The organism is Streptomyces sp. NPDC051582, assembly GCF_040681715.1.
In the GTDB taxonomy this organism is placed as follows: Bacteria; Actinomycetota; Actinomycetes; order Streptomycetales; family Streptomycetaceae; genus Streptomyces.
This window is the reverse complement of record NZ_JBFAZJ010000023.1, coordinates 110,258-124,762: the sequence shown is the minus strand read 5'-3', so window position 1 is coordinate 124,762 and position 14,505 is coordinate 110,258. Positions and strand designations below refer to the sequence as shown.

Here is a 14,505-nt window from a genome sequence, read left to right as displayed (position 1 = left end):
CGCCGCTCTGGTGGGGCGTACGGGCGGCACGGCACGATGCCTTCCATGACGCACAACACCGGCGCCACCGCCGCGTTCCTGGCCGCACGCGATTTCCTGCTCGAACGCCGCGGGGACTACGAAGCCGCCCACGCCGGATTCACCTGGCCCCGCCCCGAGCGCTTCAACTGGGCCCTGGACTGGTTCGACCGCATCGCCGACGGCAACGGCGCCGACGCCCTGCGCATCGTGGAGGAGGACGGCACCAGCCGGTCCGTCTCCTTCGCGGAGCTGTCCGTGCGGTCCGCCTCCGCCGCCAACTGGCTGCGCGACCAGGGCGTCGCGGCCGGCGACCGGGTCCTGGTCATGCTCGGCAACCAGCGCGAGCTGTGGGAGGTCATGCTCGGCGCGATGAAGCTCCGCGCCGTCGTCATCCCCGCCACCCCCCTGCTCGGCGCGGCGGACCTGCGCGACCGCATCGAGCGCGGCAACGTACGCCACGTCATCGTGCGCGCCGAGGACACCGGCAAGTTCGACGAGGTCCCCGGAACCTACACCCGCATCGCCGCCGGAGCGGACGTACCCACCGGATGGCGGCGGCTGGAGGACATGTACGCCACCGACCCCCACTTCAGCCCGGACGGCGAGACCCTGGCCACCGACCCGCTGATGCTGTACTTCACCTCAGGCACCACCGCCCGCCCCAAGCTGGTCGAGCACACGCACGCCTCGTACCCCATCGGGCACCTCTCCACCATGTACTGGCTCGGCCTGCGCCCCGGCGACGTGCACCTCAACATCGCCTCGCCCGGCTGGGCCAAGCACGCCTGGTCCAACCTCTTCGCCCCGTGGAACGCCGGCGCCACCGTCTTCGTCCACAACTACGCCCGCTTCGACGCCGAGCGCCTGATGGCGGAGATGGACCGGCACGGCGTGAGCACCTTCTGCGCCCCGCCCACGGTGTGGCGGATGCTGATCCAGTCCGACCTCACCAAGCTGCGCACCCCGCCCCGCGAAGCCGTCGCCGCGGGCGAGCCGCTCAACCCCGAGGTCATCGAGAAGGTCCGCGAGGCCTGGGGCGTCACCATCCGCGACGGGTTCGGCCAGACCGAGACCACGCTCCAGATCGGCAACTTCCCCGGCGTCCCCGTCAAGCCCGGCTCGATGGGGCGTCCGGCGCCCGGGTACGAGATCGTGCTGCTCGACCCCGTCACCGGCAAGGAGTCCCCGGACGAGGGAGAGCTCTGCGTGGATCTGCGCACCCGCCCCGCCGGGGTGATGACCGGCTACCGCGACGACCCCGGGCGCACCGCCGAGGCCATGGCGGACGGGCTCTACCGCACCGGGGACATCGCCTCGCGCGACGACGCCGGGTACCTCACCTACGTCGGACGCTCGGACGACGTCTTCAAGGCCTCCGACTACAAGATCAGCCCGTTCGAGCTGGAGAGCGCGCTGCTCGAACACGAGGCCGTGGCCGAGGCCGCCGTGGTGCCGGCCCCCGACCCGCTGCGCCTCGCCGTGCCGAAGGCGTACATCGCGCTCGCCGCCGGCTGGGAGCCCGGCCCGGAGACCGCGCGGGCGCTGTTCGCGCACTCCCGCGCCGTGCTCTCCCCGTACAAGAGGATCCGCCGCATCGAGTTCGCGGAGCTGCCCAAGACCGTGTCCGGCAAGATCCGCCGCGTGGAGCTGCGGGAGCTGACCGCCGCCGGCTCGGGGGCGGAGTACGACGAGGCCGACCTCGGCTGAGGGCCGGGGCGCGCTACGAAAGCAGCGGGGGCGGGGCCGCCACCAGGCGGCCCCGCCCCCGACCCGTGTGATCCGCTACGCCGGCAGCTGCGCCTCGATCGCGGCGATGACCTCGGGGGCCTCCGGCTCGACGCCCGGCCGGAAGCGGGCCACGACCTCGCCGGCCGGGGAGATCAGGAACTTCTCGAAGTTCCACTGGATGTCCTCGCCCGCCTCGCCGTCGGCGTACGCGGTCTTCACCAGCTCCTGGTAGAGCGGGTGCCGGTTCTCGCCGTTGACCTCGGTCTTCTCCAGCATCGGGAAGGTCACGCCGAAGCCGGCCGCGCAGAAGGTCGCGATGTCGTCGGCGGTGCCGGGCTCCTGGCCGCCGAACTGGTTGCAGGGCACGCCGATGACGGTGAAGCCCTTCGCCTCGTACGTGAACTGCAGGCGGGCCAGTCCCGAGTACTGCGGGGTGAGACCGCACTGCGAGGCGGTGTTCACCAGCAGGATCGCCTTGCCCTTGTGGGCCGCCAGGCTGGTGGGCTCGTCGGACAGGGTGGTCAGCGGGATGTCGTACAGGCTCATCGGGCTCTCCTCGGCACAGATACGGATACGTGTTCCGCCATGTGCTCCGAGCCTACGTCCTGCCCCGCGGGCCGACCGAGGCGGTGGGCCGGGGCCGACCGGGCCCCGCGAACCGCCCTACGCCCCCGAGTCCAGCAGTACGTCCGCCGCGTCGTTGACCGGCTGCGGCATGCCCGTGAGGTCCATGACGAACAGCGGTATCCCGAGATCGTCCGCACGGGAACGGGCGTCCTGCGTGTACCCGGCCAGCGAGAAGTAGACGCTGGTCGCGGAGGCCGTCAGCCCGTTCAGCCAGACGCACTCCACGGCCCGCAGCCCGGCCGGCGCCGTGGTCGGGTCCACCTGGGCCACCAGCCCCGGGGCCCGCAGGTCCACGGCCGCCGAGGGGATCGGCCGCCCGTCCGGTCGGCGGACGTCCTGGAAGCCGAGCCACCGCAGGTACAGCGTGGCCGTGGCCACCGCGTCCCGGGCGGTACGGATGGTCACCGGGCGGAACGCGGGCCGCCGCCCGGCAGCCGCCGAGCCGGCTCCGCCGGGGCCGCCGGAGCCCCCCGGACCGGGCCGTACAGGCCCCCGCAGGTCTCCCCCATCTCCCCCTTCTCCCTGTGCTCCCCGTACGTCCGGACGCGGACGCGGCCCCTTCCGTACGCCGCCACCCGGCGCGGGCGCCCCGGGCGCCCCGGGATCCACCGGGTGCACCGCAATCCGCGCCACCGTCCCGCACGACGCGCACCCCAGCTCCGGGTGCGGCCACTCGCTCACCCGCCCGCAGGGCGCGCAGCGCACCGCCACCCACGTGTCGGACCAGGTGCGGTGCGTCAGCGGCGCGGGCGGCGCCGCCATGTCCAGCGGCGGGACGACCGGACTCCCGCACGCGCACGGGAAGACCGGGGCGGCGTAGTCGTTCTCGCGCAGGCACGCCGGGCAGCGCACCGGTACCGCATCCGCCATGAGTACTGCCCTCCGTCGCTCTGCGTGGATCCATGCTCCACCACCCGCCACCGACGGGGCGGGCGTGCCCTCGATTTTCCGCTGATATTCCGCCGCGTCCCGGTCGTTCGTACAAGTCGCTTGCGCGACACGCGGCTTTTGGTGCGTTCCGGGGTCCCGCAGCTGCTTGACGTGCCGTGACTCGCCGCTTAGCTTGTTCCGTATAGCAGAACAAAACTTCCGGATTGCGGAAACCCGCTGGAAGTCCGGAATCCGGAAGCAGCCTGACCGCCTGACCGCCTCACCGCCTGACCCGCAGGAGAACTCGATGCCTCGTATGACAGCCGCCGCCGCTGCAGTGGAGATCCTCAAGCGCGAGGGCGTGTCGCAAGCGTTCGGCGTGCCCGGCGCCGCGATCAACCCGTTCTACCGCGAGCTCAAGAACGTCGGCGGGATCAGCCACACCCTCGCCCGCCACGTCGAGGGCGCCTCCCACATGGCGGAGGGCTACACCCGCACCAACCCGGGCAACATCGGCGTCTGCATCGGCACCTCCGGCCCCGCCGGCACCGACATGATCACCGGCCTGTACTCGGCCATCGCGGACTCCATCCCGATCCTGTGCATCACCGGTCAGGCTCCGGTCGCGAAGCTCCACAAGGAGGACTTCCAGGCCGTCGACATCGCCTCGATCGCCAAGCCGGTCACCAAGGCCGCGACCACCGTCCTGGAGGCCGCGCAGGTCCCCGGCGTCTTCCAGCAGGCCTTCCACCTCATGCGCTCCGGCCGTCCGGGCCCGGTCCTCATCGACCTGCCGATCGACGTCCAGCTGACCGAGATCGAGTTCGACCCGGAGACCTACGAGCCGCTGCCGGTCTACAAGCCGCGTGCGACCCGTGCCCAGGCCGAGAAGGCGATCCGGTTCCTGCTGGACTCCGAGCGCCCGCTGATCGTCGCCGGCGGCGGCATCATCAACGCCGACGCCTGCGACCTGCTGGTCGAGTTCGCCGAGCTGACCGGCGTCCCGGTCATCTCCACCCTCATGGGCTGGGGCGTCATCCCGGACGACCACGAGCTCGCCGCCGGCATGGTCGGCGTCCAGACCTCGCACCGCTACGGCAACGCGACGTTCCTGGAGTCGGACTTCGTCCTCGGCATCGGCAACCGCTGGGCCAACCGCCACACCGGCTACAACCTCGACGCGTACCTGGGCGACCGCAAGTTCGTCCACGTCGACATCGAGCCCACCCAGATCGGCAAGATCTTCGCCCCGGACTTCGGCATCGCCTCCGACGCCAAGGCCGCGCTGGAGCTGTTCATCGAGGTCGCCAAGGAGCTCAAGGCCGAGGGCAAGCTGCCCGACTACAGCGCCTGGGTCGCCTCGCACCTGGAGCGCAAGGGCTCGCTGCAGCGCCGTACGCACTTCGACAACGTCCCGATGAAGCCGCAGCGGGTCTACGAGGAGATGAACAAGGCCTTCGGCCCGGAGACGCGCTACGTCACCACCATCGGCCTCTCCCAGATCGCCGGCGCGCAGATGCTGCACGTCTACAAGCCGCGCCACTGGATCAACTGCGGCCAGGCCGGCCCGCTCGGCTGGACCATCCCGGCCGCGCTGGGTGTCGCCACCGCCGACCCGCAGACCCCCGTCGTCGCCCTCTCCGGCGACTACGACTTCCAGTTCATGCTGGAGGAGCTGGCGGTCGGCGCGCAGCACAAGATCCCGTACGTCCACGTCCTCGTGAACAACGCCTACCTGGGCCTGATCCGTCAGGCGCAGGGCGGCCTCGGCATCAACTTCGAGGTCAACCTGGAGTTCGAGAACATCAACGCGCCGGAACTGGGCGTCTACGGCGTCGACCACGTCAAGGTCGTCGAGGGCCTGGGCTGCAAGGCGATCCGCGTCACCGACCCGAACGAGCTGGGCGCCGCCTTCGAGGAGGCCAAGAAGCTGGCCGCCGAGTACAGCGTCCCGGTCGTCGTCGAGGCCATCCTGGAGCGCGTCACCAACATCTCGATGAGCAAGACGGTCGACATGAGCGACGTCACCGAGTTCGAGGAGCTGGCGACCGAGCCGGGTCACGCCCCGACCGCGATCCGCCCGCTGTCCGCCTGACGTCGGTTCGCAGTTCGCAGCGTACGAGCGGCCCCCGTTCCTCCTCGCGGAGGGGCGGGGGCCGCTCTCGTGCGTCCTGTGCCGGTGCCGGGCCGCCGATCGGCACCGGGTCGGCATACTGCTCCGATGGACAGATCAACGGCCTCTTGGCGCAACACGACGCACGACTGGACCCGGTCCGTGGACGCCGACCACCTCGCCGCCATCCGCCGCGACCGGGCCGTGTTCGCCCCCGGCGGCCTTCGCCACCTGCTCCTCGAAGTCCTCGCCTACGCGGCCGACGAGGCCGAGTGCTCCGGCGCGGGGCGCTGCACGGTCACGCTCCACCCCGACGGCTCGGTGTCCGTGGCGGACGAGGGCCGGGGTACGGACACCCGCTTCGACGATCGGGGCCGGCCGGTGAAGAAGCCGGTCATGGCGACGAAGGACCTCCGGTTCTTCGACCACCCGGGCGCGCAGGTCCTCCCCGACGGCCACCCGCGCCGCGGCATGTCCGTCGTGGCGGCCCTGAGCGACTGGCTCGTCCACACCAACCGCAGGGCGGGCGGGGCCTGGGTCCAGCGCTACGAACACGGCGTTCCCACCACCGGCCTGACACCGATCGCCGATGACGGTACGACCGGTACGACGGTCCACTTCAGCCCCTCCGGGCCGGAGCCCGTACGCGCGGCGGGCGCGGGCGGCGCACCGGCACCGGCACCGGCACTCGTCGATCCGGCCGTCCTCGCGACCACGTGGCCGTGCCTGTCGGTGGAGATCGACGACCGCCGGGCATGACAAAGCGCCGAGTCACGGGACCGTCCGTGACTCGGCGCTTTGAGTGTGACCGCCCGACGGTGCGAGGCTGGCGCGACAGGACGTTCGCGCCGCCGGGCGGAGTATGTGGCGACCTGCGTGCGGGGGACTCCGTGCGGGGGACTCCGTGCGCAGCCCCCGTACGGCCCCCCGTACTGAAGGGGATTGGCTGGGACCGCGACGGGCGGTGACGAGAGCTCCGGCGTCGTCTCCCTCAGGTCAAGAGACGGGCCTCGGCCCCCATTACCACCGCACTGGCTCACACGCCCGTCGCGGTCCTCGTCCTGCCCTCACCGCGTACCACCCCTCATCCGGGTCCGCGGCTCGGGCTCGGCACCCGGGACCTGACCTCCCGCCAGGTCCCCGGTGCAGCTCAGCGGCTCAGGCGTCGCGCAGGGCGCGGACGGCCTCCTCGACGCGGCGGCCGTAGTCGGCGTCCGCGGCGTGGAAGTGAGCCAGGTTCTTCTCGATGACGTCCTCCAGGGTGACCTGAGACAGGCCGCCGGCGATGTTCGCCACCAGGCGCTGCTTCTCGGCATCCGACATCAGGCGGTAGAGCTCACCGGCCTGGAAGAAGTCGTCGTCCTTGGTGTGGGCCGGGGCCTCGTGGGTGCCCGTGTAGCCGGAGACGGCCTTCGGGGCGCCCAGCGCCAGACCGGTCTCGGCCGGGCCCTGGTACGAGTTGGGCTCGTAGTTCTTGTCGTGGCGCGAGCCGTTGCGCAGCGCCATGACGCCGTCGCGGCCGTAGTTGTCGGCCTTCGCCGCCTTCGGGGCGTTGACCGGCAGCACGGTGTGGTTCACACCGAGGCGGTAGCGCTGGGCGTCGGCGTACGCGAACAGTCGGCCCTGGAGCATCTTGTCCGGCGAGGCGGTGATGCCCGGGACGAAGTTGTTCGGGGAGAAGGCGGACTGCTCGACCTCGGCGAAGACGTTGTCCGGGTTGCGGTCGAGGACCAGGCGGCCCACGCGGTGCAGCGGGTAGTCGCTGTGCGGCCACACCTTGGTGAGGTCGAACGGGTTGAAGCGGTAGTCCGCGGCCTCGGCGGCCGGCATGATCTGGACGTAGAGGGTCCAGCTCGGGTTCACGCCGCGCTCGATCGCCTGGAGCAGGTCGGTCTGGTGCGAGTTGGCGTCCTTGCCGACGAGCTCGGCGGCCTGCTCGCCCGACAGGCAGCGTATGCCCTGGTTCGTCTTGAAGTGGTACTTGACGAAGAAGGCCTCGCCCTGCGCGTTCGTCCACTGGTAGGTGTGCGAGCCGTAGCCGTTCATGTGACGGTACGAGGCCGGGATGCCGCGGTCACCCATGAGCCAGGTGATCTGGTGCGTCGCCTCGGGGGCGTGCGCCCAGAAGTCCCAGACGTTGTCCGGCTCCTGCTTGCCCGTGAAGGGGTCGCGCTTCTGGGAGTGGATGAAGTCGGGGAACTTGATCGGGTCCTTGATGAAGAACACCGGGGTGTTGTTGCCGACGAGGTCGTAGTTGCCCTCTTCGGTGTAGAACTTCAGCGCGAAGCCGCGCGGGTCGCGGACCGCGTCCGCGCCGCCGAGCGAGTCGGCGACGGTGGAGAAGCGCAGGAAGGTCTCGGTCTTCTTGCCGACCGTGTTCAGGAACGCGGCGCTGGTGTACGCGGTGACGTCGTCGGTCACCTCGAAGTGGCCGTACGCGGCCGAGCCGCGGGCGTGCACCACGCGCTCCGGGATGCGCTCCCGGTTGAAGCGGGCCAGCTTCTCCAGGAGCTGCTGGTCCTGGATCAGGAGCGGGCCACCGACGCCGGCGGTGGCGGAGTTCTGGTTGTCGGCGACCGGGGCGCCGGACTCGGTCGTCAGCGTGCGCTTCGACATGGTGACCTTCCGTACGGGAAACCTGCTGACGGAAAGCGTCTTCCGTCATGCGGAACAGCCTAATTTCAGGCCGAACGCAGCGTCAACAGTTTGTTGAACAAAGATGGAGAGAGGTGATCCGGACGGTGCCGGCGCTTGGGCGCGACAGGACAGGTGTCAGCACCGGCACCATCCGGAAACTCAGGGCCCCTGCGAGAGGGGAGGCGCTCAGATCTGGGCGCCGGAGAGGCGCTCGACCGCGCGGAGCAGGGCGGAGTGGTCCAGGCCGCCGTCGCCCTGGGCGCGCAGCGAGGCGACCAGCTGGGCGACGACCGCGCCGACGGGGAGGGCCGCACCGACGTTGCGGGCGGCGTCGGTGACGATGCCCATGTCCTTGTGGTGCAGGTCGATCCGGAAGCCGGGCTTGAAGTCGCGGTTCAGGAAGTTGTCCTTCTTGCGGGTCAGCACCGTGGAGCCGGCCAGACCGCCGTTGAGGACGTCCAGGGCGGCGTTCAGGTCCACGCCGGACTTCTCCAGGAAGACCACGGCCTCGGCGCACGCCTGGATGTTGACCGCGACGATGAGCTGGTTGGCGGCCTTCACCGTCTGGCCGGAGCCGTGCGGACCGCAGAGCACGATGGTCTTGCCGAGGGTTTCGAGGATCGGCAGGGCCGCGTCGAAGTCGGCCTTCTCGCCACCCACCATGATCGACAGGACGGCCTCGATGGCGCCGGCCTCGCCGCCGGACACCGGGGCGTCGATGACGCGGATGCCCTTCTCGGCGGCGTTCTTGGCGAGGTCGATCGAGGTCTGCGGGGTGATCGACGACATGTCGATGATCAGCGCGCCGGACTTCGCGTTCTCCAGGATGCCGTTCTCGCCGTACGAGATGGCCTCGACCTGCGGGGAGGCGGGCACCATCGTGATGATGACGTCGGCGTCCTTGACGGCCTCGGCGATCGAGCCGACGGCGCTGCCGCCCGCGGCGGCCAGGCGCTCCAGCTTGTCCTGCTCCAGGGTGAAGCCGGTGACCGGGTAGCCGGCCTTCAGGAGGTTCTCGGCCATGGGGGAGCCCATGATGCCGAGGCCGATCCAGGCGATGTTGGGGAGCGTGCTCATGATGAGGGTCCTTCTCTTAATGCTTCGTACGAAAAGTGCGAGGGGTGCCTGGCTGATCGCCCGGACTTTGTCCGCCTACCGGGCGGCGCGGGCCCCGGCCGGCAGCCACGCGAAGGAGGCGGCGGCGTCGGCGGCCTTGTACTCCAGGCCTACGTAGCCCTCGTACCCGGCCTTCTTCAGCTGGTCGAGCAGCTCCTCCAGGGGCAGCTCGCCGGTGCCGGGGGCACCGCGTCCGGGCTTGTCCGCGATCTGGACGTGGCCGGTCTTGGCGGCGTACTTTTCGATGACCTCGGAGAGGTCCTCATCGTTCATCGCCAGGTGGTACAGGTCGAGCAGGAACTTGGCGTTCCCGAGGCCGGTGGCCTCGTTCACCTTGTCCACCACCTCGATGCCGGCCGGGGCGCTCACCAGGGGGTAGAGCGGCGACTCGGGCTTGTTGAGGGTCTCGATCAGCAGGATCGCGCCGACGCGGTCCGCGGCCTGAGCCGCCACGACCAGGTTCTTCAGGGCGAGCTCGTCCTGAACGGCCGGGTCCACGCCTTCGACGCGGTTGCCGTACAGGGCGTTCAGCGCCTTGCAGCCCACCGAGGCGGCGAAGTCCGCGGCCACGTTGATGTTGGCGTTGAAGCGGTCCGACTCCTCACCGGGTACCGATACCGCGCCGCGGTCCGGGCCCGGCAGCCGGCCGGCGTAGAAGTTCAGGCCCACCAGCTGAGTGCCGGCGTCCTCAAGAGCCTTCTTGAGGGCGTCGAGCTCCGCCTGAGCGGGGGTGGGGGTCTCGATCCAGGGCCACCACAGCTCGACCGCGGTGAAGCCCGCCGCGGCGGCTGCCGCGGGACGCTCCAGGAGCGGGAGTTCCGTGAAGAGGATCGAAAGGTTCACATCGAAGCGCTGGTCCGTGTATCCCATGAGGGGTGTGCGCTCCTTCCGTATTGCGGAAGTTAGTTTCTGCTTGATGGAAGACTGCATGGGCTTCTGCGTGGATGTCAAGCCCGGACTGCCGAAAAATCATGACCGGGAGGTAGCTTGACCAGCGTGCGATTGAGAGTGGAGTTCACGACCGAGCCCTTCGATCTCGAAGAGGCGCCCGCCCATGCCGTGGCCGCTCGCGAGGTCATCCAGAAGGCCCAGCTGGACGCCGTCGACGTGGGGCCGTTCGGCAATACCGCCGAGGGCGACGCCGACGCGGTGCTGACCGCGGTGGCCGCGCTGCTGCGCGACTCGCTGGAGTCCGGGGCCACCCGCGTCTCGCTCCAGGTCAACGTGATCGGGGAGGACACCCCATGACCGAGCCCCGCGACCACCCGTTCGTCACCGCGGTCAAGCCCCTGGTCGACGCGATGGGCGGCGAGCTGATGGATCCGGCCCTGGCGCAGCCCGACGACGTCGTGCTCAGCTGGGAGGGCGAGGACCTGCTGGCCGTACGGCTGCCCCAGCTGTCCGACTCGCTGGAGCGGATCCTGGCCGCGCTGGAACGCCGCCACGGCGTACCGTTGTCACAGCTCGACCGGAAGGCCAAGCAGGACGTCGTACGGATACTGGAGGCGCGCGGCGCCTTCTCCGTGCGGCACGGTGTGGAGACGGTCGCGGGCGCCCTGGGCGTAAGCCGTTTCACGGTCTACAACTACCTGAACAGGGAAAACGCCAACAAAGGCAACCAAGGGTGAAATCCGCCTGACCCATAGTGACGAGCCGCCGCCCAATTCATCCGGGCGGCGGCTTTTGTGTACGGGAAGTTTCAACAAAGTGTTGACGCCGTGTTGTCGAGGGCGTTAGCTATGCGCAGCCCGTCAAGCAACAACAGGCCACGGAGGCCTACCGTGACTTCGAGTCCGACCCCGGGTCTCACCCGGTTCAACGCCTTGGACGACAGTGCGGCCGCGGCCGAGCTGCACGAGGTGTGCGCCAGTTCGGCATGGGGGAGCAAGCTGCTCGCCCAGCGCCCCTTCGCCGGCTCCGAAGCCCTGTTTTCGGCCAACGAGTCCGCCATGGCGGAGCTCACCGCCGAGGACCTGGCCGAGGCGATGGCAGGCCACGCGCCGATCGGCCGGCCGAAGCCGGGAGACCCGACCTCCGCCCGCGAGCAGCGCGGCATGGCCGGCGCCTCGGAGGAGCTCAAGACCGAGCTCCTCGAACTGAACCTGGCGTACCAGGAGAAGTTCGGCCACGTCTTCCTCATCTGCGCCACCGGTGCGACCGGTGAGTTCATGCGGGACGCGGTCAGGGTCCGGATCGACAATTCGCCGGAGGCCGAGCGGGAGATCGCCCGCGGCGAGCTGGTGAAGATCAACCGGATCCGTCTGACCCGCCTCGTCGAACTCGCAGAAGAAGGAGCGTGAGCATGAGCACCGAGACCACCGCGTCGGTGTCCACGCACATCCTGGACACCAGCATCGGACGCCCCGCCGAGGGTGTCGCCATCTCCCTGTCGGCCCGGACGGGTCTCGGCGGCGAGTGGGCGGCCCTGGGCGGCTCCGCCACCGATGCGGACGGGCGATGCAAGGACCTGCCGGCGCTGCCGGAAGGCACCACCCACGTGCGTCTCGACTTCGAGACCGAGACGTACTTCTCAAAGAAGCAAGCCGAGGCGCAGCAGGACGCCCCCCGCGTAAGGGACAGCGGTGCGTTCTTCCCCGAGGTAACGATCACCTTCGCGGTGAACCCGGGCGAGCACTACCACGTACCGCTGCTGCTCAACCCGTTCGGCTACTCCGTTTACCGAGGGAGCTAGCATGGCCACGATTCTGGGCCAGAACCAGTACGGCAAAGCAGAGAACCGCGTCGTCAAGATCACGCGGGACGGCGACACCCACCACATCAAGGACCTGAACGTCTCGGTCGCCCTCTCCGGCGACATGGACGACGTCCACTACTCGGGTTCGAACGCCAACGTCCTTCCGACGGACACCACCAAGAACACGGTGTACGCGTTCGCCAAGGAGTACGGCATCGAGTCCGCCGAGCAGTTCGGCATCCACCTGGCGCGCTGGTTCGTGGGCAGCCAGGAGCCGATCCAGCGTGCGCGCATCCGGATCGAGGAGTACGCCTGGGACCGGATCGCCACCTCGGACGCCAACTCCAAGTTCATCGGCTCCGACGAGGTGAACCACTCCTTCGTCCGCAAGGGCATGGAGACCCGCGTCACCCAGATCACGTACGACGGCCAGAACTGGGAGGTCATCTCCGGCCTCAAGGACCTGATCGTCATGAACTCCACCAACTCGGAGTTCTGGGGTTACGTGAAGGACAAGTACACGACCCTGCAGGAGGCGTACGACCGCATCCTGGCCACCCAGGTGTCGGGTCGCTGGCGCTTCAACTGGACCGACGACGAGCAGCGGATGCCCAACTGGGAGAAGTCCTACGCCGAGACCAAGAAGCACATGCTCCAGGCCTTCGCCGAGACGTACTCCCTCTCGCTGCAGCAGACCCTGTACCAGATGGGCTCGCGCATCATCAACCACCGTTCGGAAATCGACGAGGTCCGCTTCTCGCTCCCGAACAAGCACCACTTCCTGGTCGACCTGGAGCCCTTCGGCCTCAAGAACGACAACGAGGTCTACTTCGCCGCGGACCGTCCGTACGGTCTGATCGAGGCCACGATCCTGCGGGACGGCGTGGACGCCCGCATCCCCGTGGACATGACCAACCTCTAAGCGCGGTACGCGTCGCGTCCCGGGGCTCCGCAGTGGCCCCGGGACGGCGCGCGACACGCCCCCCACTTCCTGAATCGGCACCCGGACGCAACCAACGGGGCGACAGTACTGTCAGCTGTCAGACCCCCGGCTCCGGCACTCAAATCCCCTGGGTTTTGCCGTGCCCGCACCGCCACTGAAAGCACGAGGAAGTCCCATGGCAGCATCGGCAGCCCAGGACGGCGCAGTAGAGCGCATCGTCATCGAGAACTGTGCGATCGCAACCGTCGACGCGAACGACACCGAGTACGCCTCGGGTCACATCGTCATCGCCGGCAACAAGATCGAGTCCATCGGCGCGGGCAGGGCCCCCGAGAACCTCGACAACGTCGTCCGCCGCATCGACGGCACCGGGCACCTCGTGACTCCCGGTCTGGTCAACACGCACCACCACTTCTACCAGTGGATCACGCGTGGCCTGGCCACTGACCACAACCTCTTCAACTGGCTCGTCGCGCTGTACCCGACGTGGGCGCGCATCGACGAGCAGATGGCCTACTCGGCCGCCCAGGGCTCCCTCGCCGCGATGGCCCGCGGTGGTGTCACCACCGCCATGGACCACCACTACGTGTACCCCAAGGGGTCCGGCGACCTCTCCGGCGCGATCATCCGCGCCGCGTCCGAGATGGGCGTCCGCTTCACCCTCGCCCGCGGCTCCATGGACCGCAGCGAGAAGGACGGCGGCCTGCCGCCGGACCACGCGGTCGAGACCCTGGAAGGCGCGCTCGCCGACACCGAGGCGACCGTGAAGAAGTACCACGACGCCTCCTTCGACGCGATGACCCAGGTCGCCGTCGCCCCCTGCTCCCCCTTCTCGGTCTCCACCGAGCTGCTGAAGCAGGGCGCCGAGCTGGCCCGCCGCCTCGGTGTGCGCATGCACACGCACGGCAGCGAGACCGTCGAGGAGGAGAAGTTCTGCCACGAGCTCTTCGGCATGGGCCCGACCGACTACTTCGAGTCGACCGGCTGGCTCGGCGAAGACGTGTGGATGGCGCACAGCGTCCACATGAACGACTCCGACATCGCCGCGTTCGCCCGTACCAAGACCGGTGTCGCGCACTGCCCGTCCTCCAACGCCCGTCTGGCCGCAGGCATCGCCCGCGTCCCGGACATGCTGGCCGCCGGCGTACCGGTCGGCCTCGGCGTGGACGGCACCGCCTCCAACGAGTCCGGTGAGCTGCACACCGAGCTGCGCAACGCGCTGCTGATCAACCGGCTGAACCCGGTCCACCGCGAGGCCGCGCTCAACGCCCGCCAGGCCCTGCGCCTCGGCACGTACGGCGGTGCACAGGTCCTCGGCCGCGCCGGCAACATCGGCTCGCTGGAGGCCGGCAAGTGCGCCGACCTGGTGCTGTGGAACATCAGCACCTTCCTGCACTCCTCCATCGCCGACCCGGTGACCGCGCTGGTCTTCGGTGCGGCCGCCCCGGTGACGGCTTCGTTCGTCAACGGCAAGCAGATCGTCGAGAACAACCGACTCCTCTTCGCCGACGAGGACGCCATCGCGGTGTCCACCCGCGAAGAGGCCCAGCGCCTGGCGCGCATCACCGCGCAGGGCTGATCTTCCCCCTGGCTCTGCCGGGGGGACCCCCAGAGTCCGGCCGGGGGGGACGGCCCCCGGCCGGTCGCCGCGGACCCGAGCGGGGTCCGCGGCAGCCGTTCCCGGGAAGCGCCCGAGGTTTTTCCGAGGGCGTTCCCGGGGGCGGTGACTCGTGCCACTGCTTGGCCGGAACGGTT

The 14,505-nt window shown here is 69.6% G+C and carries 14 protein-coding genes; 9 read left to right on the top strand and 5 right to left on the bottom strand.

From position 1 onward, the window contains the following. Positions 1 to 45 precede the first annotated feature (45 nt). The gene (locus tag AB0M92_RS27240; protein WP_366104930.1) at positions 46 to 1,728 is read left to right on the top strand and encodes an AMP-binding protein; all 1,683 of its coding nucleotides are present in this window, start codon (positions 46 to 48) and stop codon (positions 1,726 to 1,728) included. 75 nt (positions 1,729 to 1,803) lie between these two features. Here the strand turns inward: AB0M92_RS27240 and AB0M92_RS27235 are convergent, their stop codons facing one another. Together AB0M92_RS27235 and AB0M92_RS27230 are read right to left on the bottom strand one after the other, a co-directional pair. Further along, a complete protein-coding gene (locus AB0M92_RS27235; protein ID WP_366104929.1) occupies positions 1,804 to 2,295 on the bottom strand; it encodes a glutathione peroxidase in 492 nt (163 codons plus the stop codon). Between the two features lie 117 nt (positions 2,296 to 2,412). Beyond that, positions 2,413 to 3,246: a hypothetical protein gene (locus AB0M92_RS27230; protein WP_366104928.1), complete on the bottom strand. Its 834-nt coding sequence runs from the start codon at positions 3,244 to 3,246 to the stop codon at positions 2,413 to 2,415. Between the two features lie 307 nt (positions 3,247 to 3,553). Here AB0M92_RS27230 and gcl point away from each other — a divergent pair, with 307 nt between their 5' ends. Next, on the top strand, positions 3,554 to 5,341 hold the full coding sequence (gene gcl / locus AB0M92_RS27225) for a glyoxylate carboligase (RefSeq protein WP_366104927.1): 1,788 nt from the start codon (positions 3,554 to 3,556) through the stop codon (positions 5,339 to 5,341). A 126-nt stretch (positions 5,342 to 5,467) separates the two neighbouring features. Beyond that, on the top strand, positions 5,468 to 6,118 hold the full coding sequence (locus tag AB0M92_RS27220) for an ATP-binding protein (protein WP_366104926.1): 651 nt from the start codon (positions 5,468 to 5,470) through the stop codon (positions 6,116 to 6,118). A gap of 399 nt (positions 6,119 to 6,517) precedes the next feature. On the opposite strand, the gene AB0M92_RS27215 is transcribed toward AB0M92_RS27220, so the two are convergent. From AB0M92_RS27215 to AB0M92_RS27205, 3 genes are all read right to left on the bottom strand, one after another. Next, complete coding sequence (locus tag AB0M92_RS27215; RefSeq protein WP_366104925.1) at positions 6,518 to 7,975, bottom strand: catalase; 1,458 nt, start codon at positions 7,973 to 7,975, stop codon at positions 6,518 to 6,520. 207 nt (positions 7,976 to 8,182) lie between these two features. Further along, complete coding sequence (locus tag AB0M92_RS27210; RefSeq protein WP_366104924.1) at positions 8,183 to 9,073, bottom strand: 2-hydroxy-3-oxopropionate reductase; 891 nt, start codon at positions 9,071 to 9,073, stop codon at positions 8,183 to 8,185. Positions 9,074 to 9,148: 75 nt separating this feature from the next. Continuing rightward, the gene (locus tag AB0M92_RS27205; RefSeq protein WP_366104923.1) at positions 9,149 to 9,982 is read right to left on the bottom strand and encodes a TIM barrel protein; all 834 of its coding nucleotides are present in this window, start codon (positions 9,980 to 9,982) and stop codon (positions 9,149 to 9,151) included. Positions 9,983 to 10,108: 126 nt separating this feature from the next. Between AB0M92_RS27205 and AB0M92_RS27200 the strand changes: the two genes are divergently transcribed. The 6 genes from AB0M92_RS27200 to AB0M92_RS27175 all read left to right on the top strand — a co-directional run bounded on the left by AB0M92_RS27200 (position 10,109) and on the right by AB0M92_RS27175 (position 14,329). Continuing rightward, positions 10,109 to 10,360 carry a thiamine-binding protein gene (locus tag AB0M92_RS27200; protein WP_078621981.1) on the top strand — a complete coding sequence of 84 codons (252 nt, stop codon included), beginning with the start codon at positions 10,109 to 10,111 and terminating at the stop codon, positions 10,358 to 10,360. Continuing rightward, positions 10,357 to 10,740, top strand: coding sequence for a helix-turn-helix domain-containing protein (locus AB0M92_RS27195; RefSeq protein ID WP_366104922.1), 384 nt, complete (start codon positions 10,357 to 10,359; stop codon positions 10,738 to 10,740). Before AB0M92_RS27200 ends, AB0M92_RS27195 begins: the two co-directional genes overlap by 4 nt. A 153-nt stretch (positions 10,741 to 10,893) precedes the next feature. Continuing rightward, positions 10,894 to 11,412 carry a 2-oxo-4-hydroxy-4-carboxy-5-ureidoimidazoline decarboxylase gene (uraD, locus tag AB0M92_RS27190; protein WP_366104921.1) on the top strand — a complete coding sequence of 173 codons (519 nt, stop codon included), beginning with the start codon at positions 10,894 to 10,896 and terminating at the stop codon, positions 11,410 to 11,412. Between the two features lie 2 nt (positions 11,413 to 11,414). Beyond that, positions 11,415 to 11,804 carry a hydroxyisourate hydrolase gene (uraH, locus tag AB0M92_RS27185; protein WP_366104920.1) on the top strand — a complete coding sequence of 130 codons (390 nt, stop codon included), beginning with the start codon at positions 11,415 to 11,417 and terminating at the stop codon, positions 11,802 to 11,804. Position 11,805: 1 nt separating this feature from the next. After that, positions 11,806 to 12,729 (top strand): factor-independent urate hydroxylase, encoded by a 924-nt coding sequence (gene pucL, locus AB0M92_RS27180; protein WP_366104919.1) that lies wholly within the window; start codon positions 11,806 to 11,808, stop codon positions 12,727 to 12,729. Positions 12,730 to 12,925: 196 nt separating this feature from the next. Then, positions 12,926 to 14,329: an 8-oxoguanine deaminase gene (locus tag AB0M92_RS27175; RefSeq protein WP_366104918.1), complete on the top strand. Its 1,404-nt coding sequence runs from the start codon at positions 12,926 to 12,928 to the stop codon at positions 14,327 to 14,329. The last annotated feature ends 176 nt before the right edge of the window (positions 14,330 to 14,505 follow it).